We start from the raw sequence: 23,752 nt of genomic DNA, 5'->3' as shown, positions 1-23,752 counted from the left end.
AAGCTTAACAAGCACAGCGGCCGGGGCGATTAAGCTTGCGGCAGTGTCATTTCCAACAGGGCCGCAACTGTAAAAAACGAGCCAGTAACTAATACCCGGTCAGCGGGTGCCAGCTGTTTAGCAATTACTTGCACACCGGCCTCTGGGGAACTGGCGCAGTGATGCACATGCCCACCGAGAGACGTGATACGCGCGGCTAGCTCAGCGGCTGGTCGACCACGTTCACCCTCCAACGTCACGCACACCCAGTCGGTAATACGTGGTAACAAAGCGCTAATAACACCATCAGCGTCTTTATCATTTAGCATGCCGATCAACGCCCACTGACGACCACCTTCAGGCGCCAATGGCAGCCGCTTAGACACATAATCGGCCGCATGGGGGTTATGCCCGACATCCAAGCACCATTGCCCTATCCACTGCATACGCCCTGGTACTTGCACCCCATGAAGCGCACGACGGCAAGCGTCTGCATTTACCACTAATCCGCTAAGTATAAGTGCTTGGAGAGCCGTTGCCGCATTATCAATCGGCAAACCGGGATCAGGAAGATTTGTCAGAGAAATAACGTCTCCCTGACAGGTCAGCCCGCTCCAACTCCATTCAGACTGAGTATCAGCGCTTAAATTAGCAGGGTCATAATCAGAAGAGTGGCTAAAAACCTCGCCAAGGCAGTAGACAGGAGCGGCAATCGCATTGGCAGTCTCTGCCACACTGCTGGGCAGTAGCCGGCTGCCTAGCACCGCGGGTCTCGCAGTACGAAAAATGCCTGCTTTTTCTCGGCCAATTTGTGCAATGTCGGACCCGAGAAAATTGGCATGATCCTGAGCAATAGTGGTGACAATAGCAACGTCCGCATCGATGATATTGACGGCATCTAATCGACCACCCAGGCCAACTTCGAGTAGCGCTAAGTCGAGATTTTCCTGTGCTAGGCACCAGAGGGCGCACAACGTTCCCGCTTCAAAATAGGTTAAGCTAATTTCAGGCGCTTGTAGCCTTGCGTCCTCTACGCTAGAGAAGCCAGCAACTAGCCGTTGGTCATCAGCATGGTCACCGTCGATCGTGACACGTTCGTTATAGCGCACTAGATGGGGCGAAGTATAAGTACCCACCCGTAGACCGTGAGTGCGTGCAACAGCCTCCATCATGGCAAGGGTCGACCCCTTGCCATTAGTACCAGCCACCGTAATTACCTGTGTTGCAATCGGGCGACTTAGCAACCCCATGCGCTTGGCAACTTCAGCTACACGCTCAAGCCCCATATCAATCCCTACCGGGTGTAGAGTTTCAAGGTAGTCCAGCCATTCGGCTAAAGACCTAGGGGCCAATGAATTAGGGGTTGAAGATTTAGACATTGCGGGTCGAATCGTCGCTCTTAACAGTGCTGGCTTCGCTATGCGTTTCAGGCGTATTAACATCTGCTGCATCTGCTATGGGCGCTTCATCAACCAACGGCTCGTCAACTAATGCGTCGTCACTAACACTACCTTCGGTAGGCAGCGCGATATTGTGGGTCAGTTTACGCAGAACACCACCAATGCGAGTACGCATATCATGACGATGCACGATCATATCCACAGTGCCGTGCTCGAGCAGGAACTCACTGCGCTGGAAGCCTTCCGGCAGCGTTTCACGCACGGTTTGCTCAATAACCCGCGGGCCAGCAAAACCAATCAAAGCGTTGGGTTCAGCGATATTTAGATCGCCCAACATCGCTAGCGACGCGGAGACACCACCAAACACTGGATCCGTCAGAACGGAGATGTAAGGCACGCCTGATTGTTTGAGCTTTTCAAGTGCTGCTGACGTCTTAGCCATTTGCATCAGTGAAAACAGCGCTTCCTGCATCCGCGCCCCGCCAGAAGCAGCAAAGCAAATCAGAGGAAGTCGCTCTTCAAGAGCAACGGTCGCCGCGCGAACAAACTTCTCGCCCACCACTGCTCCCATTGAGCCGCCCATAAAGGTGAATTCAAAGGCAACAGCAACAACAGGAAGTCCGTCTAGCTCACCACGCATAGCGACCAGTGCATCTTTCTCACCGGTTTCTTTTTGGGCAGCCGCTAAACGGTCTTTGTATTTTTTAGAGTCGCGGAATTTCAAGCGATCGTTAGGCTCAATTTCAGCCGCGACCTCTTGTCGACCCTGTTTATCCAAAAACCAGTCCAAACGTTTACGCGCGGTCAACCGTAAATGGTGATCGCACTTGGGACATACGCTGTGGTGCTTCTCAAGCTCAGGGAGATAGAGAACCGCTTCGCACTTGGGACATTTACGCCAGAGGCCATCGGGCACGCTGGCGCGACGGTCTTTACGCTGGATACGCCCCATGGAGGGCACAATCTTGTCTAACCAGCTCATATCAAAAAGTTTCCGTATACGTCAATGCTTAGCAACGCCAAGCTTGATGAGTGTCGTCAATCAAAATTCAGTGTAGGCGATGAGGGAATGCGCTTAGGCATCCATCGCGGTGCGCATTTCGCCCAACACGCTTTTAAGCTGACCAGCAATGGTTTCAGGTGCGTCAACGCTTTCTGCAATGCGGTTCACTAGCGCACTGCCAACAATCACCCCATCAGCGACTTTCGCTACTTCAGCGGCCGTCACACCATCACGGATACCGAAGCCAACACACAGTGGCAAGTCGGTCATTTCACGCAAAGGCGCGAGGTGCTCAGCCACATCGTCAGCGTTGAGTGTAGCAGCACCGGTAACGCCCTTAAGCGAAACATAATAGAGATAGCCCTCACCGTGAGCACATATTGTAGCGGCACGAGCATTGGAAGTGGTAGGCGCAACCAAGAAAATCGCTGCTAGATCGCGCGCTTTTAATAGCGGGCCGAACTCGTCAGCCTCTTCAGGCGGCATATCTACTACCAGCACGCCATCAACGCCAACGCTTGCCGCTTTATCAGCAAACGTTTCATAGCCAATCCGCTCTATCGGATTGAGATATCCCATCAATACGATAGGTGTTTTAGCATCCACTTGACGGAACTCAGCGACCATATCCAGCAGATCAACTAAGCGAGTGCCCTGCTTAAGCGCCCGCTCACAGGCTTTTTGAATCACCGGGCCGTCAGCCATTGGATCTGAAAACGGCACGCCAAGCTCAATAATATCAGCGCCCGCTTCTACCAGGGCATGCATAAAGCCCACGGTGTACTGAGGCGCAGGATCACCGGCGGTAATGTACGGGATCAAGGCCTTACGACCCTGCTCTTTTAATTCGGAAAAACGTTGGTCAATACGGTTCATGCTAGCCCTTAAAACTCAATGCCATCGATGTTCGCAACGGTCATGATATCTTTATCACCACGACCAGAAAGGTTGACCACGATATGCTGGTCAGGGCGCATGGTCGGGGCCAGCACCTTCGCATGGGCAAGCGCATGGGCAGATTCCAACGCTGGCATAATCCCTTCCATGTGCGTCAGCTCACGGAACGCTTCCAGCACTTCTTTATCGTTTGCCGCTACGTAGTTAACTCGGCCAACATCTTTCCATAGCGCGTGTTCAGGGCCAACACCTGGGTAGTCGAGCCCAGCAGAAATCGAGTGTGTGTCCGATACCTGCCCCGCTTCGTCAGACATCAAGTAAGTGCGGTTGCCGTGCAAAACACCACGTGGCGCGTTCGTCGAAAGCGGCGCGGCATGCCGGCCTGTTTCGATACCATCGCCACCAGCTTCGACACCGTACATAGCCACCGCATCATCTTCGACGAAGGGATAAAATAGGCCCAAGGCGTTAGAACCACCGCCTACACAGGCAATCAGCGCATCCGGCAGACGCCCAATTTGCGCTAATGACTGTTGGCGCGCTTCACGTCCCACTACCGAATTGAAATCACGCACCAGCTGCGGATAAGGATGCGGACCAGCCACGGTACCAATGATGTAGAACGTGTTATCAACGTTGGTGACCCAGTCACGCAATGCTTCATTCATCGCGTCTTTAAGCGTACGAGTGCCTGATTCCACAGGAATTACCCGCGCACCCAACAGGCGCATACGATAAACGTTCAATTTCTGACGCTGAACGTCTGCCGCCCCCATATAAACGTCACATTCCAGGCCTAAGCGAGCTGCCACTGTCGCCGTGGCAACACCGTGCTGGCCCGCACCGGTTTCAGCAATAACCCTGGGCTTGCCGGTTTTTTTGGCTAACAGCGCTTGGCCAATAGTGTTATTAACCTTGTGGGCACCCGTGTGGTTCAAGTCTTCACGCTTCAACCAAATTTGCGCGCCCCCTAGAGACTGTGACCATCGTTCAGCATGGTAAAGCGGCGATGGACGCCCTACATAATGGGCAAGATCACGGTCAAACTCAGCCTGGAAAGCGGGATCATCACGCAAACTCAGGTAGGTCTGCTCTAACTCTTCCAGGGCAAAGCTCAGGGTTTCCGACACAAACCGGCCGCCGTAGGGGCCAAAATGACCACGGGCATCCGGCATTCGGGTCAGGTCGCTGAACTTGGTTTCAGTCGCTGAGACAGTCACAGGCATACCTCACAAGATCGCCAGAACAGGCAAACAATAAATGAACTAACAATGAGGCGTAGTTGCCCGCAGGGCACGCTACGCAATGAGCTTATTGGGCGCTGGCTAACGCCACATTTTGAACAAAAGATGCCATTAACTCGGCATCTTTTATGCCGTGGGACATTTCTATACCACCAGAAACATCAACCGCATAAGGCACTACTTGGTTAACCGCAAAAGCCACATTATCAACCGATAACCCACCAGCCAGGATAACAGGTTTTTCTAAGGTTGCGGGAATTCTAGACCAATCAAAGGTCTCTCCGGTTCCTCCTGGGATGCCAGGACGATAGGCATCTAACAGCAACGCTTGGGCGTGTGAATAGTCAGCTGCCGCTTGATGCAGGTCGATATCATCACGCATGCGCAGTGCTTTAATCCAAGGCCGCCCGAACTGCTGGCAGAACGAGGCTGGCTCATCACCATGAAACTGGATTAAATCCAAATAAGGTAAACACCGCTCAATGAATTCAACGGGCTGGTTAACAAATAACCCTACCCGCGTCACAAACGCAGGTACTCGCACTGCCAGCTCTTCAAGCAACTCCGGCGTTATGCTTCGAGCGCTCTTAGGCCACATTACAAAGCCCAGCGCGTCCACACCAAGCGATGCTGCCAGCGCCACATCCTCATGGCGGGTTAAGCCACAGAACTTGATTCGCGTGCGGGCTAAATATGCGCTCATGACGACACCCCCTGCTGATCTAAAGGCTCCTGCTTCTTAAATGTTAGCTTGCGCCTAGCAGCAATACGGGGATTATCAGGCAGCTCACGCTCACCGGTCCACTCGCCGGTAAATGCAAGCAGGTTAGGACCTAGCGGCTCTTTGGGCAGATCAAATCGCTCATCATAGAGTGAGTCTACGAAATGAAGGCCACAAGCCGGTGCGGTGACATCGCCTTTACGGCGATTCTTAAGCGCCAGCAAGCGTTCAATATGCCCCTCATCCTGGGAACCGCGCCCTACGCTGACCAATGCCCCCGCAATATTGCGAATCATATGATGCAAAAAAGCATTGCCCTGAATATCAATGACCACTATCGGCCCATAGCGTTTCACTTCTACAAAGTGCATTTGCCGCCAAGGCGTTTTGGACTGGCAGGCCGCCGCCCGAAAGCTACTAAAGTCATGCTCGCCCACCAAGGCCTGCGCCGCTCGATGCATAGCATCGGCATCTAGCGGGTCTCGGCACCAAGTTACGTTGTGGCGTTCTAGCACCGGGCGGCTAATTTGATTCAATAAAATATAACGATAGCGACGCCCAAGCGCGCCTAGACGGGAATGGAAGTCGTCGGACACTGGCTTTACCCAGCGCACAGCGACGTCTCTGGGAAGATTGGTATTGCTGCCAAAAATCCAGGCTTTTTCAGAACGCTGAACAGGCGGGTCAAAATGGATGACTTGCCGCGTGGCATGCACACCAGAATCGGTTCGACCACTGGCATGAATACGCACTGGCGCACTGGCCACTTTCTCCAGGGCATCTTCCACCGCTTGCTGAACAGATGCTGCATGCTTCAAACGCTGAAAGCCGCAAAAGCGCGTACCATCATATTCAATGCCCATCGCTAGGCGCCCCACCAGGGGCTTTGTTTCGTCAAAATGGTAAAACAGCGTCATGAAGCCACGTCACATAGAAGATATTTAAGGTGTACCATTATCCCGACGTCGCGGCTCGAATGCCACCTCTTCGATTTCCCATTCATCCTCAGCAGCCTTTCGCTTTTGCTCTGCAGCTGCTTTAGCCACGTCACCCTCTTGTTCAGAAGAAACATAGTCCCATGTAAAATCTACCGTGGGCTGCATAGGAGTCTCTGCCGGCTGCTCTCGGGGCTCGATCGAAGGCGGCTCATAATCAATCGTACCGGCTCGCCGTCCCTCATCGCTCTGCGAGGGCACTTCGACTGGCTCAGGAGTGTCTAAAAAAGCGTTATCAAGCGCCAGTTCATCCTCATCCGTTTGGCCCGTTTCGTCTTGCTTCTCTTTCAGCGGCGTAAACAATTCAGATATCGGTTCTTCTTGCGCAATTTGCTCTGGTTCAGACTGCTCTGGTTCAAATTGCCTTGGTTCAACGTACTTTGTCTCAACCTGCTCCGGAACACTTCGCTCTGAGGTTTCGAGTGGTCCGTCGATAGGCTTGGTTTCAGCAACGGCATTAGGTCGTGGCGCGTCTGCAGGCGAGGCTAAGGGGACGTCTTCCCACTGCCGTTCACGACGCTTACGCGACCATACTAGCGCTCCTAACAAAAGCGCCAGGGCGATGCTAGCAAGCGGCCATTGATACGCAGAAATGCGATTAACGATCGTTTCAAAGCTACTCTTTGAGCGACTGGTGTTCGACGCCTCACTGGAGGCAGTACGCCCCCCTGCATTGCTTGCCGTCAGCGCGGCACTGCTCGCCAGCGCATCAGACATTTCAGTGGTTTGCTGAAGTTCACGCTGAGAAGCGTCTAATGCTTGAGTTAGCGAAGCCATCTCTTGACGCAGCGTGGCTAGCTCATCGCGCATTTGGTCGCGCTCATCCAGTAAGGCTTGCAGCCTAGCCTGGCTTTCTAATAGCTGCTCAGCTAACGCTTGCTCTTCGACGACGGCCTCATCAGCCTCAGACATTTCCTGAGATTGATTAGCGCCCTGATCGTCACTCACCATAGCGGGCCCACCAGTCGGCTCCTGGCTCGAATCATTTTGGTCTTCAGGTGTTTCTTGGGGTTCTTCAGCCACCTGCCGACTTACAGGCTGACGCATCGCCTGAATCGCCTGCGCGGCATTACTGGGCGTGCGTAAGGTTATCTGCTGACGACTGGGAACATTGAGCGTCTGCCCCGCACGGAGTTCATCCACATTGCCCGTAGGGAACGCACTGGGGTTGGCCTCTAAAAGCGCCATCATCATTTGTTGAATGGTAACGTCGGCTGGCTTCACCCTTGCGGCAACGCCCCCCAGAGTATCGCCACTTGCGACGTAGGCAATATCTCGTGCGGCTTTTGCAGTAGCGACAGGCGCTCGGCTAATCACTTCGGGCGTGCTAATGGCGTCAGCGGGACTGTCCATCGCGTACTCAGGCGGATCAAACAGCAGCGTTAAAGCGCGCGTCTGACGCCCTTCAGGCGAGGAAATGGTTAGCAGTAGATCCAACCACGGCTCATGAATTGCCTGGGAAGAGCGCAGCAGCAGACGATGCCCGTTAGGCTGCTCTTGAATCTGAACACTGACGCTTGCCGTGAGAGGCGTCCACTCTAAACCCAGCGCCCTAAACGCCGATTCGTTCGCCACGTCAACACGTAAGTCACTTAGCGCGAATCGCTCGCTTTCCTGAAGTGGCACTGTTGCTTCAAGCGGCGCATCTAACGGCGAATTTACCGTTGCTTGGCCCAACCCGAGAGCCAGCGCTAGCGGGCTAACGGTACTGAGCGATAGCCACAACAACTTTGCCAACTTTTTTCTCATTCACGCCCCGACTGCTTTTCGTTGTTAGTGCCACCCTCATACGAATGGATCAAGCATCAATGCCATGGAGTAAACCGTTTTTACCACACCTTGTCTATTACTACCTACCTGTCGCTAACTACCTGTCACTAGCTATGATCATCACCTGCATATTACAACTATAAAATCGTCTATTACTTGGCATCAACGGTACATTAAGAGCCAATGTGAGCATACAAAAACGGGAAGCTGCGAACAGCTTCCCGTTTATTTTCAACGTCTTTACCTAAAGTGTGGCGTGCTTACTGCTCGCGTAGAATTTTCAGCATACGCTTGAGCGGTTCGGCCGCACCCCACAACAACTGGTCACCAACACTGAATGCAGACAGATACTCGCCGCCCATATTAAGCTTGCGTAAGCGACCGACCGGAACTTGCAGCGTACCTGTCGCAGCGGCAGGCGTTAGCCCAGCAACAGTAGCGTCTTTGTCGTTCGGGATCAGTTGAACCCACTCATTATGCTTAGCGATGCGATCTTCGATCTCGTCAAGCGGCACGTCTTGCTTAAGCTTGATGGTGAACGCTTGGCTATGAGAACGCATAGCACCGATGCGCACGCAAAGACCATCGATGGGGATCGGGTTGTTTTCGAGACCTAAGATCTTGTTGGTCTCAACACTACCTTTCCACTCTTCGCGGCTTTGGCCATTATCAAGCTTGGTATCGATCCATGGCAGCAGGCTGCCCGCTAGCGGCGCACCGAAATTATCCGTGGGGAAGTCACCACTGCGCATAGCGGCAGTCACTTTACGGTCGATATCCAGAATCGCGCTAGAGGTATCTTTAAGCTCTTCGCCAACGCTATCGCGCAATTGACCCATCTGGTTCAACAGTTCGCGCATGTGCTTGGCGCCTGAACCGGAAGCTGCTTGGTACGTCATGGAGGTCATCCACTCAACCATGTCAGCTTCGAACAAGCCACCCAGCCCCATCAGCATCAAGCTGACCGTACAGTTACCGCCAACAAAGGTTTTAGCACCCTTCGCTAGCTGCGCATCAATCACCTTGCGGTTAACTGGATCCAGAACAATGGTCGCTTCATCTTCCATGCGCAGGGTACTGGCCGCATCGATCCAGTAGCCTTTCCAGCCCGCCTCACGCAGGTCTTTATAAACCGGCTTGGTGTAATCGCCACCTTGACAGGTAACCACCACGTCCAGTGCTTTCAACGCTTCAATATCAAACGCATCTTTCAGCGGAGGCACGTCCACGCCGATATCGGGGCCAGGCTGACCAACTTGGGAGGTGGTAAAAAATACCGGTTCAATACCGTTAAAATCACCATCTTCCTGCATGCGCTGCATCAGCACCGAGCCAACCATGCCACGCCATCCCACGAAACCGACTTTCAACATGTGAAGTCCTCCAACTAAGAATGAGAGCGATATTATACACAAATATTAGACACAACGTCGGCCACCCTAGGGTGGCCGACTGCTAATACCTTTCAGCGTCAGTTAGTTAGCACGCTTTATACGTAATTTAATTTTTTGCGAAGGCCGCCAATACCGCATCACCCATCTCATTGGTAGAGACACGGCGCGTCCCTTCTGAGGCAATGTCAGCAGTGCGCAAACCATCATCCAACACGCTGCCAACAGCAGCTTCAATGCGCTCAGCCATGGCGGTTTCATTTAATGAATAGCGCAACATCATCGCAACCGACAGCATCATCGCTAACGGGTTAGCAATATTCTGCCCAGCGATATCCGGCGCGCTACCGTGGCAAGGCTCGTACATGCCCTGCCCACTCTCGTTTAGCGACGCTGATGGCAACATGCCAATAGAGCCGGTAAGCATGGCAGCGGCATCGGAAAGAATATCGCCAAACATGTTGCCCGTCACTACCACATCAAACTGTTTCGGCGCGCGCACCAGCTGCATGGCGGCGTTATCCACGTACATATGGGAAAGCTCAACATCCGGGTACTCTGGTGCTAAACGCTCCATCACTTCACGCCACAGAATAGTGACTTCCAATACGTTGGCTTTATCTACCGAGCAGAGTTTTTTGCCGCGCTTCTGAGCCATTTCAAAGGCGACGCGACCAATACGCTCAATTTCGCTTTCAGAGTAGATGTAGGTGTTAAAACCCACCCGCTCGCCGTTGCGCTCTTCAATGCCACGTGGCTGGCCGAAATAAATGCCACCGGTGAGCTCGCGGACAATCATAATATCCAGCCCAGCCACTAACTCCGGCTTCAAGCTAGAAGCACTAGCCAACTGAGGATAAAGCATGGCCGGACGCAGGTTGCCGAACAAACCTAAGTTTTTCCGCAGACCTAGCAGGCCTTTTTCAGGACGTTTGGAAAGGTCTTCGAGCTTGTCCCACTTAGGACCACCAACAGCGCCCAGCAAAATAGCACTGGCTGCCTTGGCTTTTTCAAGAGTTTCAGCAGGCAGTGGCTCACCGTGAACATCGTAAGCAGAGCCTCCGACAAGGCCTTCTTCGACGTCGATATCCAAACCAGCTTCCTGGCAGGCCTTCAGCAAGCGAGCCGCCTGAGCCGCAATTTCGGGGCCAATACCGTCACCCGGCAGCAGTAATACCTTATGAGTCATGCAGTTTCCTTAGCATTTCAAACGTTAAAGGTGAATTAACACTTACGCAGGCTGACGGAACAACCACGGACGCTGCTGGCGGTGTTTTTCTTCAAACGCGCGAATTGCGTCTTCGTCCTGCAGAGTAATACCAATATCGTCCAAGCCGTTCAGCAGGCAGTGCTTACGGAACGCATCCACCTCAAATTCGAGAATTTCGCCACCAGGTGTAATAACCCGCTGGTTTTCTAAATCTACGTCTAATTGATAGCCTTCACTGTTTTCCACTTCCGCGAACAGGCGGTCAACGACGCCTTCTTCCAAGGCAATCAGCAAGATGCCGTTTTTGAAAGCGTTGTTGTAGAAAATATCGGCAAAACTTGGCGCAATCACCGCTTTGAAACCAAAATCTTCCAGTGCCCACGGGGCGTGCTCGCGGGAACTACCACAGCCAAAGTTGCGGCGCGCCAGTAACACTTCAGCGCCTTGGTACCGCGGTTGGTTCAAGACAAAATCTGGGTTCAGCGGACGCTGCGAACAGTCTTGTCCCGGCTGGCCTTCATCCAGGTAGCGCAGTTCATCAAACAGGTTAACGCCAAAGCCGGTGCGCTTGATCGACTTCAAAAACTGCTTCGGAATAATCAGATCGGTATCGACATTAGCACGGTCAAGCGGCGCTACGATTCCTTCTAAACGTTCAAACTTTTTCATGGCTTAGGCCTCCTGCGCGTGGCTAGTGTCGTTAGCGGGTAAAGTACGTACATCAACAAAGTGACCAGCAATCGCTGCCGCCGCAGCCATCGCAGGGCTCACCAGGTGTGTGCGACCACCGTAACCCTGCCGACCTTCAAAATTACGGTTAGACGTTGATGCACAGTGCTCACCAGCACCCAACTTGTCGGCATTCATTGCCAAACACATTGAACAACCCGGCTCGCGCCACTCAAAGCCTGCTTCAATAAAGATTTTATCCAAGCCCTCTGCTTCTGCCTGGCGTTTTACCAAGCCAGAGCCCGGCACCACCATAGCCAGCTTAATAGAGTCAGCGACTTTATTGCCTTTCGCTACCTTGGCCGCTTCGCGTAAATCTTCAATACGCGAGTTAGTACAGGAGCCAATAAATACTTTATCGAGCTTGATATCGGTAATTTTCTGGTTAGCCTGCAAGCCCATATATTCGAGGGCGCGCGCGTGGCTGCGCTGCACGGTGTCATCCAACGCGGCTTGGGGATCTGGCACTTGGCCAGAAATACCGGTGACCATTTCAGGACTGGTGCCCCAACTAACCTGAGGCTCGATCTCTTCAGCTTGCAGAGTAACTACTTTATCGAACTGCGCATCGGCATCGGAAACCAGATTACGCCAGTCCGCCACAGCCCCTTCCCACTGCTCGGCGGTGGGCGCAAACGGACGCTCGGCAAGGTAGTCAATCGTTGTATCATCGACGGCAATCAGGCCCACACGAGCACCAGCTTCAATCGCCATGTTGCATACGGTCATGCGACCTTCCATAGAGAGCGACTCAATCGCGCTGCCCGCAAACTCAATAGCATACCCTGTACCACCAGCGGTGCCGATCTTACCGATAATCGCCAACACCACGTCTTTAGCGGTCACGCCCAGGCCAAGCTCGCCTTCCACGCGCACCTGCATGTTCTTCATCTTTTGCGCCAGCAAACACTGGGTCGCCATGACATGTTCAACTTCCGAGGTGCCGATACCATGGGCCAAGGCCCCAAACGCACCGTGGGTAGCGGTGTGGGAGTCGCCACACACCACGGTCATACCGGGTAACGTTGCGCCCTGCTCTGGGCCTACCACGTGCACGATACCCTGGCGCGGGTCGTTGATTTTGAACTCTTCAATGCCGTATTCAAGGCAGTTATCGTCCAGGGTTTGCACCTGAATTAACGATACCGGGTCTTTAATACCGCTATTGCCTTCAGCACGCTCTTTTACCGTCGTGGGCACGTTGTGATCAGGCGTTGCCAAGTTGGCATCTAAACGCCAGGGCTTACGATTAGCCAAGCGCAGGCCTTCAAACGCCTGGGGCGAAGTGACTTCGTGAAGCAACTGACGGTCGATGTAAATCAACGCCGTGCCGTCGTCGCGCTGTTTCACCAAGTGCTGATTCCAGAGTTTGTCGTAAAGCGTTTGACCTGACATGTTGCTCTCCTGGGCATTGCCCTGCTAGTTCGGTATGCCAGCCTCTACGTGCTGCTTATATGTCTATGCAGGCAGTGTCACGCGAGTCGCGCATAAAAGCAATTCATGTTATTCATAGATTAGATTCCAAATTGGAATACTTATTCAGCAGCATCTATCTAGAAATGCCTATCTAGAAATACCTGTTCAGGGAGTCGCAAGTGGATACTCAAAGCCTGCAAGCATTTCTGGCCGTTGCCGAAACCCAGAGCTTTTCCCGCGCAGCAGAACAGCTGTATTTAACACAGCCAGCGGTAAGCAAACGCATCGCCACTCTGGAAGACCAACTTGGCACCCGGTTGTTTGACCGCATCGGGCGGCGGATTGCGCTGACCGAAGCGGGCAATGTGTTGCTTCCTAAAGCACAGCACATACTGTTTACCGTGGAAGATAGCCGCCGCGCACTCGCCAACCTTTCCGGCCAAGTAGGCGGTAAGCTTACGCTCGCCACCAGTCACCACATCGGTCTGCACCGACTGCCACCGCTTTTAAAGCAGTACACTCATCGCCACCCGGAAGTAGCGTTAGACCTGCACTTTCTAGACTCAGAGCTAGCCTACCAAGGGGTGATGGACGGCACGCTGGAGATGGCAATCGTCACTCTCGCCCCCCATCCCGTCGAACAACTGCACGTGGTCGAGCTATGGCGCGACCGGCTGTGTTTTGTCTGCGCCACCGACCACCCACTGGCTCAGCGTATCCGCCACACCAGCAGCCCGCTCAGCTTGGCTGAATTATGTGAATTCAATTGCGTGCTGCCAGGGGCAAAAACCTTTACCCGCACCTTAATTGGCCAACGTTTTGCCGAAGCGGGCATGCAACTTCCTGTCAGCATGGCGACAAACTATTTAGAAACGCTGAAAATGATGTGTAGCGTGGGCCTTGGCTGGAGCCTGCTACCTGAAAGCATGATCGATAGGGAACTGATTGAACTTAACGTAGACACCGCCCCCATCCAGCGCCCACTGGGTTATCTCGTCCACACCAACCGTACGCTTTCCAATGCCGCTAAAAAAATGATTGAAGAACTGGAAGGCGCGTGACCTTTAGCAAAAAAAACCGCCATGACAGACACATGGCGGATCAAGAAGAGTGAGTCAATTAAGAGCCTGATCAGACCGTCAAGCTCAGCGGCATTCTCTTAAGCCTCAAGGCGCTTGCCTTCCAGATTTTGACAAAGCGCCGCCAGCCTATCGACCGCCTGCATCAGCACCTCATCCGGCACCGTCAGCGCTAGCCGAATTAAGTGGGTAGCGCTATCGCCGAAAGAGACGCCCGGCATTACCGCCACGCCCTGCTCTTCGAGCAGACGCCAAGCGAAGGCCTCACCGTCCAAGCCTGTCTTGGAAACATCAATCATCAGGAACATACCGCCCTGAGGCAGGCTTGACGACAGCAGTGGTAATCCATTAATGGCTTCGTGCAGAAGCTTTGCACGCCGTCCCAGAGCATCCCGCAAGCGGTCAGCGGTATCGAAATGCTGACGCAGGGCAACTTCGGTCATGTCAGCGATAAACGGCTGGTTACCAAACAGCATGGTCTCCGAGATCGGCAGTAACCGCCGGGAGAACTCCACCGGGCCGATAGACCAACCACTGCGGAAACCGGTGGCAGCATGACTCTTGGAGATTGAGGACACCACGATAGTACGCTCACGCAACGCTTCGATTTCCAGCGGCGAGACGAAATCGCCATCAAAGATCAGTGCCTCATAAACTTCATCGCAGAGAATCCACAGATCATGCTCAATGCATAGCTGGCCCAACTGCTCCAGGGTCTCGCGATCAAGCACCGCACCGGTGGGGTTATGCGGTGTATTGAGCATCAGCACCCGACTTTCGGGGGTGATAGCGGCAGCGAGGTCTTCGGGCTGCATGATGAAGCCATGCTCCATGCGCAGTGGCACTGGCTGCAAATGCGCGCCCGCGGCGCGAATCACCCCTTCGTAAGTGGCATAGTAGGGGTCGCCAGTGATCACTCCTTCACCTTCACCGGCCAACGCCAGAATCACCGCGAATAGCGCGGTTTGGGTACCCGGGAAGCACAGTACATTCTCTTCGCCGATATCAGGGAAGCGAGGGGCATAGGTGTCAATCAATGCATCCACCAAGCCCGGCTCACCTCGACCGTTAGAATAGCGAGTTCGCCCAGCCCGCAAGGCATCGATGCAGTGCTCAACCAAGGCGGGGTCGGTGGTGATATCCGGTTCACCGATACTCAATTCAATAAGCGCTTCACCCTTTGCTTGGCGCGCTCTGGCGGCATTGTGAACCGCCCATTTGTCGCTGCCTAAATCGTAAAGGCGATCGGTAATCGCTGCGTAGCGCATTAGACGTTTCCTATCGTGTTGCGGGTTGAGAAGACAATGAGTCGACAGAGACATGCTGCATCAGGGTGTTACTAGGTAGCGCGAGGATTCCCTCTGCGGCACTCAGCGCGATCTTTGGCAGTAGCGCAGTATCATAAAGGCCGTGCCCCAGCCCTCCTTCCATCCACAAACCATCAATAAGCGCATTCAGCGCGATAGCGTAGTGCTGGCAAGTGACGGGGTCTGCCGGACGCTGCAGTGCCAATAGCAGCGGATGAATCAGTGTTTCCAAGAGAACCAGAAACTCACGGTAGCTTTCGCGATGAATATCAGCGTATTCGGGCTCGGTTCGTACGCGGCCGATAAACGTCGCCCACAGCGCCACCTTGCGGGGAGACAGGTTAGGCGACGTGACATTGGCGACAATAAAGCGTGCCAAACGCTGCTCGGGCGCCTCTCCGGCCTTCTCGGCAGACTCCTCTGCCTCACTGGTCAGCTGCCCGATCAGATAACCGTAAGCGGCACTCACCATGGCATCCTTAGAGCCGAAATAGTGGCGGGTAAGACCTGCTGTCACACCGGCACGCTCAGCCACGCGTCGTGCACTGGCTCCGCTCATGCCATGCTCAGCGACACAGTCTAAGGTGGCCTCGAGCAAACTGCGGCGCCGCGCGTCCATTGACCAACGTTGAAATGATTTCCTGCTCATAATTCCCATCGTTTCCGGTAAGATGCCGCCTTCTCGGCGTTTTCACGTCAAACAGACAGGTTCACTTAGGCTGTTTGACCTAGGCGCCGCCAGATAAATTAAGCCGCCTAATAGCGTCTGATTTCACTGCAACATCTGACCTTAAGGCCAGCGAACACCACATTAGGTTAGTCGTTCGTTTAATGTTGATGCTTTGAATCTCGCCGTACTTGGCTTACAGTTATACTGTCGTATAACAAGGAACTAATTGCAAGCGCCTGCTAAATGAAGACGTTTCCCCTCCGGGAGGCAGATGGGCGCCCCCAGAGACGAGACAATCAATGGCAAACGTACCTGCAATAGAGATCCGTGATCTTCACAAACAATTTGGCTCTCTCGAGGTCCTCAAGGGCATCTCCCTGACCGCACGCCAGGGCGATATCGTCGCCATCATTGGTGGGTCAGGCTCGGGAAAGTCCACACTACTTCGCTGCATTAATCTGCTGGAGCGCCCTACCTCGGGCGAGATAGCGATCCAGGGCGAACCCTATCGCATGAAGAGCGCCCGCCATGGCGGTCTTGAAATCGCAGACCGTCGCCAGGTTCAGCGTATTCGCGCTCACCTCGGCATGGTTTTCCAGAACTTCAACCTGTGGCCACACCGTACGGTTCTGGAAAACGTGATCGAGGTGCCTATTCATGTGTTGGGCATGAAACGCGACGAGGCCATTCATCGCGCTGAGGAACTACTCAACCGAGTGGGTCTTGGCAGTAAGAAGGACATATCCCCAGCCGTTATGTCTGGCGGGCAACAGCAGCGCGCTGCGATTGCCCGAGTGTTGGCCGTCGATCCCCTGGCCATGCTATTCGATGAGCCCACATCGGCACTCGACCCTGAGTTGGTCGGCGAAGTGTTATCCGTGATTCGTGATCTAGCGGCCGAACAGCGCACCATGCTGCTAGTGACCCATGAGATGGCGTTTGCGCGTGACGTGGCCACACATGTGGTGTTCCTCCGAGAAGGCATGATCGAAGAGCAGGGCCCTCCTGAGCAGATTTTTGGTGACCCGCGCTCGCCACATTTAAAGCAATTCATCGGCTCAGTGGCCTAATCACTATCACCTTTTTCACATCGACAGATCTGAAACTACGTAACCACACAACATCGAAAACGAATGAGGTAATTCCTATGTTCAAAACGTTCACCGCTACCGCTGGCCTTATTGGCCTGAGCATTTTCGCCGCCCCCGTATTAGCAGATAGCTACAAAATCGGACTATCCGCTGAGCCTTACCCACCCTTCTATTCGCCGGATGCCAGCGGCAACTGGTCGGGCTGGGAAATCGATTTCATCGAGGAACTGTGTGTTCGCCTGGATGCTGAGTGCGAGATCAGCCCAGTGGCCTGGGAAGGTATCATTCCGGCCCTGAAAACCGGCAAAATCGACATGATCATCGGTTCAATGTCGATCACCCCAGAGCGCGCTGAACAAATCTCCTTCTCGAATAAGTACTACTCCAGCCCCACCGGCATCGTGGCACGTAAATCCACTGACATAGACCCCACCCCCGAAAGCCTGGAAGGCGCCTACTTGGGCATTCAGTCCGGTACCAACCAAGAGCAATATGCGCGCAAACATTATGCGGATAGCGCCAACCTGAATGTCTATCAAACTCTTAATGAAGAGCTTCAGGATCTGGTCGCTGGCCGTATTGACGCTATCGTCGCCGACTCCTTGGCGGTGCAGACCTTTATCAACTCAGAGACCGGCCAATCCTGCTGCGAATACCGCGGCGAGGTGGCAAGCGATCCTGAACTCATGAGCGAGGGCATGGGGGTAGGCCTTCGCCAGAGTGATACCGAACTGCGCGAACGCGTCAATACAGCCATTGACGCGATGCGCGCCGACGGCACCTACGAAGAAATTAGCGCCCCTTACTTCGACTTTGATATCTACGGCAGCTAATCCCCACCAGCGAAGGCCGCGCACCCAGGCGGCCTTCGCTTTCCATTCTCATAAGGACAACCGCCACTATGACGACTGTCTTCGACTTAAGCTTGCTGGCCTATGAGCCTCCCGGCTGGGGCAAGGTGCTGCTCGTCGGGTTCCTACGCTCGATCCAGCTGGCAGCGGGTGGCTACTTGCTGGGCATCCTAATCGGCATCGCAGGCGCCGCTGGCAAACTGTACGGCAACAAGGTCGTCCGCGACCTGTTTGAAATCTACACCATGGTCATTCGTGCCGTACCCGAACTGGTGCTGATGCTGCTGTTTTACTACGTCGGCACCGATCTTTTGAGCCGTGCTTCAACCGCGATGGGGTTTGGCAGCGTCGATATCGACGGCCTGACTGCCGGGATTCTGGTAATAGGCCTAGTACAGGGCGGCTACGCGACCGAAGTTTTTCGCGGAGCCATTCTCGCCGTTCCCCGCGGGCAGACCGAGGCCGCCCAAGCCTTTGGCATGTCGCCCGGCAAAGTGTTGCGCCGAGTCACTCTGCCAGCAATGACGCCACATGCCCTTCCCGGCATGGCGAATCTGTGGATGATCGCCACCAAGGATACCGCCCTGCTGGCCGTCATCGGCTTCAGCGAGCTAACGCTGGTCACTCGGCAGGCTGCTGGTGCTACGCAGCATTACATTATGTTCTTTTTGGCTGCGGGCGTGCTGTATCTGGCGCTAACGCTGGTATCAAACTTAGCCTTGCGCCGCTTCGAACGCTACGCACGGCGTGGCCTTGTCTCCACACGCTGAACTCAAGGAATGCCTGTGTCTGACCCTCATACTCTAGCGTCGCTCACCCGACCCTCGCGAACGCCCACACTAACCAAGTTGTCTGGCCTACTCGAGCCTCATCGCATTATCCTTCTTGTGATATTCATCGTCGGCCTAGTGGCTGCGATTCAATTGATGGACTGGAGCTGGCTACCCCGCTACTTGCCCAAGCTCTGGGAAGGCCTGCAGATGACCTTGATCATGCTGGTATCCAGCGTGGTGGTAGGCTTTCTGATCGCACTGCCGTTAGGGCTTGCGCAAGTCAAAGGAGCGTGGCCACTGCGATGGTTGGCCACCGGCTTCTGTACCGTCATTCGCGGCACACCACTGCTACTGCAACTGTGGCTATTCTATTTCGGGTTGGGTGCGCTGTTCGGCCAGTTTCCAGAAATCCGCGAATCCTGGGCATGGGATTATCTGCGCCAAGCCTGGCCCTATGGCTTCATTGCCCTCACCGTGTCATTTGCCGCCTATCAGGGTGAAGTGATGCGCGGTGCCTTTGCCGGTGTGCCCCATGGCGAACTGGAAGCCGCCAAGGCTTTCGGCATGTCGCGGCGTAAGGTATTTAGCCGCGTCTGGTTTCCACGTGCCGTTCACCGGGCTCTACCGACACTAACGGGCGAGATCATCCTGCAACTGAAATCCACACCGCTGGTTGCTACCATCACCGTAATGGACCTGTATGCCGTTATCACCCAGGTACGCCAGACCACGTACCTGACCTACGAACCGTTACTGTTCCTGGTCGCTGTCTACCTCTGCCTGAGCGGCATCTTGGTCGTTGGGCTGCGCTGGCTGGAAAACCGCGTACCGCATTAACGGCCGTTGGCCTGTGCGAACATCACGCGTATCAACGCTAATTCAGGACGTGACACAGCCAAAAAGGGGTGGCCCAGTGGCCACCCCTCTTTCTAGTGCTGATTCTAGTCCTGATACTGACAATCGCGCTGCTTTAGCCTTTATAGCCAGGGTCCAGCGCTTCAAGCGTGCGCAGGTGCGCGGCCCACTCGAGTTCAAGGTCGCCATCTTCATGAATGGTCTGGTCGTACTGACGCGCCACATGACGCGCCACCTCTTCTGGCACCAGCCGTAAAGGCTGGCCAGTAGATTGCACGGCTACCTGTAGCTCACAGGCGCGTTCAAGGTAGAACATATTGTTGAACATCTCTGCAGCCGAGGCGCCGGTCGTCAACAAACCATGATTACGCAGCACCAGCGCCGGATTATCACCGAGGCTAGCCACGATGCGCTCGCGCTCGGCCAGGTTCAGGGCAATACCTTCATACTCATGGTAAGACACACGTTCGTGAAACTGCAGCGCAATCTGGTTAAGCCGTGTTTCAAGACCTGACTCCAGCGATGAGACCGCCACCCCAGCGCAGGTGTGAGTGTGCATCACCCAGGCCGCATTATGGCTGGCAGCATGAATCGCGGAATGGATGGTAAAACCCGCCGGATTCACTTGCTCTGGGCTGTCATCAATTTTATGACCATCAACGTCAATCTTGACCAGCGAAGAAGCCGTAATCTCTTCCCAACGCCAGCCATAAGGGTTAATCAGAAAATGTCCCTTTTCGCCAGGCACCCGCGCGGTGATATGGGTGTAGATCAGATCCGTCATGCGATAGTGGGCAGCCAGACGATAACAGGCGGCCAGCGCGATGCGGGTTTCCCGTTCGGCGTCACTCATCGTGGTGCGTTGAGACTGATCGAGACTCATCAGATGCTCCTTTGCAGCAAATTGGTTGTCGTGCAACGTGGTTAATGTTCGCCTCAGTAGCCCCGCGCCCGATCGACACCCATGGCAAGCGGCTGACCATCGCGAAGGGCACGGGCAGTGTCAATCACCTGCCCTGCAACCACCTCTGGCAACGAATCACTGGCAATGTGTGGTGTGATGCGCAGGCACTCATGCTGCCAGAAGGGATGATCCGCGGGCAGCGGCTCTTCACGGAACACATCCAAGCTCGCCCCGCCCAAATAGCCCTGCTCTAGCGCCGGAATGAGATCATCCTCGACCAAGTGCTCTCCCCGACCGATCTGCACCAGCCAAGCCCCCTTGGCGAGCTTCGCGAACAGCGCTTTGTTAAGCACATTCTCAGTGGAGGCCGTCAGCGGCAGCACATTGATCAGATAATCGGCGCCATCTGCCGCCGCCATGACAGCCCCATCACCTGTCAAATAAGTCACACTCTCAACCGGTGCCTCTGGCTCACTGCGGCAGGCCACGTGCACGGAAAAGCCGAGCGCGGCCAACGCTTTAACCACGGCGCGGCCCATAGTGCCGTGCCCCAGTACCGCCACCTTCCTTGATGCTGGCGCGCGCATCGCCAACGGCGCCCAATGCGCCTTGGCTGCATTTTGTTCCAGGGTGGTGAACTCGCGCTCGCGATGAAGTACCTCATGCGCTGCAAAGCCCGCCATCAAGTCAGCCTGATGAGGGTCCCGCACCCGAGCGATATGTACTTCATCGCTCAGGCCAGGATGCGCCAGCAGAGCATCAACACCAGCCCCGATAGACATCGCCAGTTCAAGATTAGGATAGCTCTCGAAAGCCTGATCGTTGGGCAACCAGCAGATCGCAAAACGCACATCTTCGGGGGTATCAATCTCGTTAGGATGGCGCAGTACGACATCGCTCGCTTCATCGCGCAAGGCGTTGCCATAAATAGCATCAAGGTCGAGCGAATCACTTAGATAGACGCCTAGAATCGAGTTCGCGTTGGTCATGCAGCTTCCTTCGTTTCACATTCGAGATTAACAGTGACTGCAAAACAGCCTCTTGTTACTCAAATGTATAACAAATCGCATTGCGATGCCATGGGATGGCCCATCATCAACCAACCATAACTCTCTATCCAGCGCATAACACCCACGTAGCACGTGTGACGAGGAACGAGCCTTCGAGGCACCCGCGAGCAGTGACTGAGCAACCACTCACCGGTACTTTCGAAATTATTATGTTAATCGAAACTCTAAAACTTCATCGCCGTTCTCTAATACCGCACCTGTAGGCAACCACCCCAACCGACGGTAAAACCCATGGGCGCGAACGCTCGCGTTGCTATCGGCGGCTAACCAAATCGAATTTGCACCGTTGCGCTGGAGTTGATCGACCACGTTACTGAGTAACTTTTTACCAACCCCCTGACCTTCGAAATCAGGCAACACCGCGAGCACCAATATTTCTCCCGTCGCCATATCACCTGTGCAAAACCCAACGATGCTCTCTTGGCTTACACACACCCAGCCATAAAGCCCCCCCGCATCAAGTCCCTCAACAACTGCTGCATGGGTGATCCCCATTTGCGCCAATTGCTGTTTGGAAATCGGGTTCTCTCGGGTTTTACCACGAACCTCAAAAAGTGCGCTCACATCGTCAATTTGTGTTTTTCTATAATGCAGTGCCATCAGCAAACACTCCTTGTTGCTCAACAACTTTCAAACTCGAACATGCCCATACGTGCGCGACAAAAACGCCTCCAATGTTGAAAGCATGCTTTGAATACCATCAAGGCGATAAGTAGCGCGTGGTAACGAGTGGCGAGGAACGAACCTTCGAGGCACCCGCGAGCAGTGCCTAGGCAATTACAAAGAGCTACTCGTCTCAATAGACTCTATGATCACACTTCCCAATTCAGCTATTGCGCTATTTCGTTCTTCAAATGATGCATCAGTTTCGGTGATATAAAATGCCACGATGGTAGGCTCGCGCTCTGGCGGCCATATAACGGCGGTAATAGATCTTGAACCAAAACCACCGGCTCCCGTCCGATCTCCAATCACCCACTCATCAGGCATATGTGACCTAAACAAGCCATCAGCCACTTCATTATTAACCAACCATTCACGCAGTTGGTTTTTCGACTGAGGTGATAGCGCGTTTCCCACTACTAGCTTCTCAAGGTTACTAACCATGGCATTGGGTGTTGAAGTATCACGTTCATCATGTGGGGTAGCCTCGTTTAACTCTGTCTCCCAACGATCCAAGCGCGTGACACTATCACCCAGCTCTCTAACAAACTCCGTCACGGCTTGCGGTCCACCAATCGCCTGTAAAATTAGGTTAGCCGCCGTATTATCGCTAGTTGTCATCGTCGCTTCGCAGAGCTCAAAAAGCGATATCTCCCGATTATCCGCATACGCTTCAGTAACGGGTGAATAAGTGACAATGTCAGAAGCAGATACCTTCACTCGTCTTTCGAGTTGCTCATTTCCTTCATCCACACGCTGCAGCAGCGATGCACATGCTAAGGTTTTAAAGGTGCTGGACATGGCGAACAGCTGGTCTGCGTTGTATTCCCAACGCTGCCCAGTTTCCAAGTTATAGGCTGCAAAACCAACACGCGCGTCCAACTGTCTCTCGATACGATCAACCTCTGTAAGCAAATTATCATCCTGAGCCATCAACACAGAAGGAACCGCTATTAAGAAAATCGACATAACCCAGCGCGAAACTCGTTGTTTGCAATCCACCTTCATCATCCTTTTAAAATCATAAAATTTATAACGAGGGGTAAATCGATCACCTCGTCTGTCTATATGGCCTATGGAGCGCTCTCCAAGGCCTCTAGGATAAACCCCGCTTTGGCAGCCGTATATGCTTCCCTGTCTGACTTAAATTCTGCCGCCCACAACCGCTTATTCTTCTCATACCGTTGGGCTAGTTGGGTATTGGCAAGCAGTATGTTCCGAAATGCCAAGCGCTGATCCCATTCGTGACTACCGTAGACCATGAGGTGTAGGTGATGTGTTCTGCGCCCCTCAGTCCACCGCATAAGCCAACGCCGCTCAACTAACGAAGCGTTGAACGCCATCGATGTTGCATAGCCTGCACGGCACAACGGCTCCATTAATTTGTCAGCACGTGATATCGAATCCACGCCAGCCAATATATCGATAACCGGCTTGGCAGAAAGCCCCGGTACGGCAGTACTCCCAACGTGTTCGATGGCCAAAAAATCACCTGAAAACAAATCAAAGAGACGCTCTCGCTCCTCCTCGAACATTCGTTGCCAGCTGGCATCATATGGGAAGATTACCACCTCCTCATTAATCGCTCTTTCTAGGGATTCCGCTTCATCCATCGTCACTATCCCTTGCACCATCAATCTGATCAAAAATCACCATTGCCATATACTCCCGTCTGGTCACTGTGGCGCCGAACCAGCCCTACCAAGGCTCCTGCATTGGCACTTAGTGCCTTAA

23 protein-coding genes are annotated in these 23,752 nt (G+C 53.9%); 5 read left to right on the top strand and 18 right to left on the bottom strand.

The window, feature by feature from the left end:
* Positions 1-29 precede the first annotated feature (29 nt).
* The 11 genes from folC to leuC all read right to left on the bottom strand — a co-directional run bounded on the left by folC (position 30) and on the right by leuC (position 12,734).
* Positions 30-1,358, bottom strand: a complete 1,329-nt coding sequence (gene folC / locus REH51_RS17245) for a bifunctional tetrahydrofolate synthase/dihydrofolate synthase (RefSeq protein WP_039869115.1) — start codon at positions 1,356-1,358, stop codon at positions 30-32.
* Complete coding sequence (gene accD / locus REH51_RS17240) at positions 1,351-2,361, bottom strand: acetyl-CoA carboxylase, carboxyltransferase subunit beta (RefSeq protein ID WP_009723459.1); 1,011 nt, start codon at positions 2,359-2,361, stop codon at positions 1,351-1,353. The genes folC and accD overlap by 8 nt, the downstream gene beginning before the upstream one ends.
* Before the next feature lie 93 nt (positions 2,362-2,454).
* Positions 2,455-3,258, bottom strand: a complete 804-nt coding sequence (gene trpA / locus REH51_RS17235; RefSeq protein WP_009723460.1) for a tryptophan synthase subunit alpha — start codon at positions 3,256-3,258, stop codon at positions 2,455-2,457.
* An 8-nt stretch (positions 3,259-3,266) separates the two neighbouring features.
* Positions 3,267-4,505 (bottom strand): tryptophan synthase subunit beta, encoded by a 1,239-nt coding sequence (gene trpB, locus REH51_RS17230; protein WP_009723461.1) that lies wholly within the window; start codon positions 4,503-4,505, stop codon positions 3,267-3,269.
* Between the two features lie 85 nt (positions 4,506-4,590).
* On the bottom strand, positions 4,591-5,226 hold the full coding sequence (locus tag REH51_RS17225; RefSeq protein WP_498936437.1) for a phosphoribosylanthranilate isomerase: 636 nt from the start codon (positions 5,224-5,226) through the stop codon (positions 4,591-4,593).
* On the bottom strand, positions 5,223-6,161 hold the full coding sequence (gene truA, locus REH51_RS17220; RefSeq protein ID WP_498936435.1) for a tRNA pseudouridine(38-40) synthase TruA: 939 nt from the start codon (positions 6,159-6,161) through the stop codon (positions 5,223-5,225). Before truA ends, REH51_RS17225 begins: the two co-directional genes overlap by 4 nt.
* A gap of 24 nt (positions 6,162-6,185) precedes the next feature.
* Positions 6,186-7,976 (bottom strand): type IV pilus assembly protein FimV, encoded by a 1,791-nt coding sequence (locus REH51_RS17215; RefSeq protein ID WP_498936433.1) that lies wholly within the window; start codon positions 7,974-7,976, stop codon positions 6,186-6,188.
* A 293-nt stretch (positions 7,977-8,269) separates the two neighbouring features.
* A complete protein-coding gene (gene asd, locus REH51_RS17210) occupies positions 8,270-9,382 on the bottom strand; it encodes an aspartate-semialdehyde dehydrogenase (protein WP_009723465.1) in 1,113 nt (370 codons plus the stop codon).
* Positions 9,383-9,509: 127 nt separating this feature from the next.
* Positions 9,510-10,589 (bottom strand): 3-isopropylmalate dehydrogenase, encoded by a 1,080-nt coding sequence (leuB, locus tag REH51_RS17205; protein ID WP_009723466.1) that lies wholly within the window; start codon positions 10,587-10,589, stop codon positions 9,510-9,512.
* A gap of 42 nt (positions 10,590-10,631) precedes the next feature.
* Positions 10,632-11,279, bottom strand: coding sequence for a 3-isopropylmalate dehydratase small subunit (gene leuD, locus REH51_RS17200; protein WP_009723467.1), 648 nt, complete (start codon positions 11,277-11,279; stop codon positions 10,632-10,634).
* A 3-nt stretch (positions 11,280-11,282) separates the two neighbouring features.
* The gene (gene leuC / locus REH51_RS17195) at positions 11,283-12,734 is read right to left on the bottom strand and encodes a 3-isopropylmalate dehydratase large subunit (RefSeq protein WP_009723468.1); all 1,452 of its coding nucleotides are present in this window, start codon (positions 12,732-12,734) and stop codon (positions 11,283-11,285) included.
* A 200-nt stretch (positions 12,735-12,934) separates the two neighbouring features.
* Here leuC and REH51_RS17190 point away from each other — a divergent pair, with 200 nt between their 5' ends.
* A complete protein-coding gene (locus REH51_RS17190; protein WP_234667792.1) occupies positions 12,935-13,816 on the top strand; it encodes a LysR family transcriptional regulator in 882 nt (293 codons plus the stop codon).
* 98 nt (positions 13,817-13,914) lie between these two features.
* Here REH51_RS17190 and REH51_RS17185 read toward each other — a convergent pair whose 3' ends face one another.
* Positions 13,915-15,102, bottom strand: coding sequence for a pyridoxal phosphate-dependent aminotransferase (locus tag REH51_RS17185; RefSeq protein ID WP_009723470.1), 1,188 nt, complete (start codon positions 15,100-15,102; stop codon positions 13,915-13,917).
* A gap of 10 nt (positions 15,103-15,112) precedes the next feature.
* Positions 15,113-15,790: a TetR family transcriptional regulator C-terminal domain-containing protein gene (locus REH51_RS17180; protein WP_498936431.1), complete on the bottom strand. Its 678-nt coding sequence runs from the start codon at positions 15,788-15,790 to the stop codon at positions 15,113-15,115.
* Between the two features lie 320 nt (positions 15,791-16,110).
* Between REH51_RS17180 and REH51_RS17175 the strand changes: the two genes are divergently transcribed.
* From REH51_RS17175 to REH51_RS17160, 4 genes are all read left to right on the top strand, one after another.
* A complete protein-coding gene (locus REH51_RS17175) occupies positions 16,111-16,881 on the top strand; it encodes an ABC transporter ATP-binding protein (RefSeq protein ID WP_009723472.1) in 771 nt (256 codons plus the stop codon).
* A 77-nt stretch (positions 16,882-16,958) separates the two neighbouring features.
* Positions 16,959-17,735 (top strand): transporter substrate-binding domain-containing protein, encoded by a 777-nt coding sequence (locus tag REH51_RS17170; RefSeq protein ID WP_009723473.1) that lies wholly within the window; start codon positions 16,959-16,961, stop codon positions 17,733-17,735.
* A gap of 68 nt (positions 17,736-17,803) precedes the next feature.
* The gene (locus tag REH51_RS17165) at positions 17,804-18,523 is read left to right on the top strand and encodes an ABC transporter permease (protein WP_009723474.1); all 720 of its coding nucleotides are present in this window, start codon (positions 17,804-17,806) and stop codon (positions 18,521-18,523) included.
* Positions 18,524-18,532: 9 nt separating this feature from the next.
* A complete protein-coding gene (locus tag REH51_RS17160; protein ID WP_039869124.1) occupies positions 18,533-19,363 on the top strand; it encodes an ABC transporter permease in 831 nt (276 codons plus the stop codon).
* A gap of 133 nt (positions 19,364-19,496) precedes the next feature.
* On the opposite strand, the gene REH51_RS17155 is transcribed toward REH51_RS17160, so the two are convergent.
* The 5 genes from REH51_RS17155 to REH51_RS17135 all read right to left on the bottom strand — a co-directional run bounded on the left by REH51_RS17155 (position 19,497) and on the right by REH51_RS17135 (position 23,631).
* The gene (locus REH51_RS17155) at positions 19,497-20,264 is read right to left on the bottom strand and encodes a class II aldolase/adducin family protein (RefSeq protein ID WP_009723476.1); all 768 of its coding nucleotides are present in this window, start codon (positions 20,262-20,264) and stop codon (positions 19,497-19,499) included.
* 53 nt (positions 20,265-20,317) lie between these two features.
* Entirely contained in the window at positions 20,318-21,274 is a 957-nt protein-coding gene (locus tag REH51_RS17150; protein WP_498936429.1) for an NAD(P)-dependent oxidoreductase, read from the bottom strand.
* 228 nt (positions 21,275-21,502) lie between these two features.
* Positions 21,503-21,955: a GNAT family N-acetyltransferase gene (locus REH51_RS17145; RefSeq protein ID WP_009723478.1), complete on the bottom strand. Its 453-nt coding sequence runs from the start codon at positions 21,953-21,955 to the stop codon at positions 21,503-21,505.
* Between the two features lie 177 nt (positions 21,956-22,132).
* Positions 22,133-23,026 carry a class A beta-lactamase gene (gene bla, locus REH51_RS17140; protein WP_009723479.1) on the bottom strand — a complete coding sequence of 298 codons (894 nt, stop codon included), beginning with the start codon at positions 23,024-23,026 and terminating at the stop codon, positions 22,133-22,135.
* Positions 23,027-23,091: 65 nt separating this feature from the next.
* A complete protein-coding gene (locus tag REH51_RS17135) occupies positions 23,092-23,631 on the bottom strand; it encodes a GrpB family protein (RefSeq protein WP_009723480.1) in 540 nt (179 codons plus the stop codon).
* Between the last annotated feature and the right edge of the window lie 121 nt (positions 23,632-23,752).

It is taken from the genome of Halomonas bluephagenesis, assembly GCF_054790765.1.
The sequence above is the reverse complement of the archived record's forward strand: the minus strand, read 5'-3'. Positions and strand labels throughout refer to the sequence as shown.

What these genes read in the sequence shown, in the direction of transcription:
- REH51_RS17135 (WP_009723480.1), bottom strand. Translation starts at nt 23,631, where the DNA reads ATGGATGAAGCGGAATCCCTAGAAAGAGCGATTAATGAGGAGGTGGTA.
- REH51_RS17175 (WP_009723472.1), top strand. Translation starts at nt 16,111, where the DNA reads ATGGCAAACGTACCTGCAATAGAGATCCGTGATCTTCACAAACAATTT.
- truA (WP_498936435.1), bottom strand. Translation starts at nt 6,161, where the DNA reads ATGACGCTGTTTTACCATTTTGACGAAACAAAGCCCCTGGTGGGGCGC.
- leuC (WP_009723468.1), bottom strand. Translation starts at nt 12,734, where the DNA reads ATGTCAGGTCAAACGCTTTACGACAAACTCTGGAATCAGCACTTGGTG.
- REH51_RS17150 (WP_498936429.1), bottom strand. Translation starts at nt 21,274, where the DNA reads ATGACCAACGCGAACTCGATTCTAGGCGTCTATCTAAGTGATTCGCTC.
- trpB (WP_009723461.1), bottom strand. Translation starts at nt 4,505, where the DNA reads ATGCCTGTGACTGTCTCAGCGACTGAAACCAAGTTCAGCGACCTGACC.
- REH51_RS17160 (WP_039869124.1), top strand. Translation starts at nt 18,533, where the DNA reads ATGCCTGTGTCTGACCCTCATACTCTAGCGTCGCTCACCCGACCCTCG.
- leuD (WP_009723467.1), bottom strand. Translation starts at nt 11,279, where the DNA reads ATGAAAAAGTTTGAACGTTTAGAAGGAATCGTAGCGCCGCTTGACCGT.
- leuB (WP_009723466.1), bottom strand. Translation starts at nt 10,589, where the DNA reads ATGACTCATAAGGTATTACTGCTGCCGGGTGACGGTATTGGCCCCGAA.
- REH51_RS17170 (WP_009723473.1), top strand. Translation starts at nt 16,959, where the DNA reads ATGTTCAAAACGTTCACCGCTACCGCTGGCCTTATTGGCCTGAGCATT.
- REH51_RS17180 (WP_498936431.1), bottom strand. Translation starts at nt 15,790, where the DNA reads ATGAGCAGGAAATCATTTCAACGTTGGTCAATGGACGCGCGGCGCCGC.
- REH51_RS17165 (WP_009723474.1), top strand. Translation starts at nt 17,804, where the DNA reads ATGACGACTGTCTTCGACTTAAGCTTGCTGGCCTATGAGCCTCCCGGC.
- accD (WP_009723459.1), bottom strand. Translation starts at nt 2,361, where the DNA reads ATGAGCTGGTTAGACAAGATTGTGCCCTCCATGGGGCGTATCCAGCGT.
- REH51_RS17185 (WP_009723470.1), bottom strand. Translation starts at nt 15,102, where the DNA reads ATGCGCTACGCAGCGATTACCGATCGCCTTTACGATTTAGGCAGCGAC.
- asd (WP_009723465.1), bottom strand. Translation starts at nt 9,382, where the DNA reads ATGTTGAAAGTCGGTTTCGTGGGATGGCGTGGCATGGTTGGCTCGGTG.
- REH51_RS17225 (WP_498936437.1), bottom strand. Translation starts at nt 5,226, where the DNA reads ATGAGCGCATATTTAGCCCGCACGCGAATCAAGTTCTGTGGCTTAACC.
- REH51_RS17155 (WP_009723476.1), bottom strand. Translation starts at nt 20,264, where the DNA reads ATGAGTCTCGATCAGTCTCAACGCACCACGATGAGTGACGCCGAACGG.
- trpA (WP_009723460.1), bottom strand. Translation starts at nt 3,258, where the DNA reads ATGAACCGTATTGACCAACGTTTTTCCGAATTAAAAGAGCAGGGTCGT.
- bla (WP_009723479.1), bottom strand. Translation starts at nt 23,026, where the DNA reads ATGAAGGTGGATTGCAAACAACGAGTTTCGCGCTGGGTTATGTCGATT.
- folC (WP_039869115.1), bottom strand. Translation starts at nt 1,358, where the DNA reads ATGTCTAAATCTTCAACCCCTAATTCATTGGCCCCTAGGTCTTTAGCC.
- REH51_RS17145 (WP_009723478.1), bottom strand. Translation starts at nt 21,955, where the DNA reads ATGGCACTGCATTATAGAAAAACACAAATTGACGATGTGAGCGCACTT.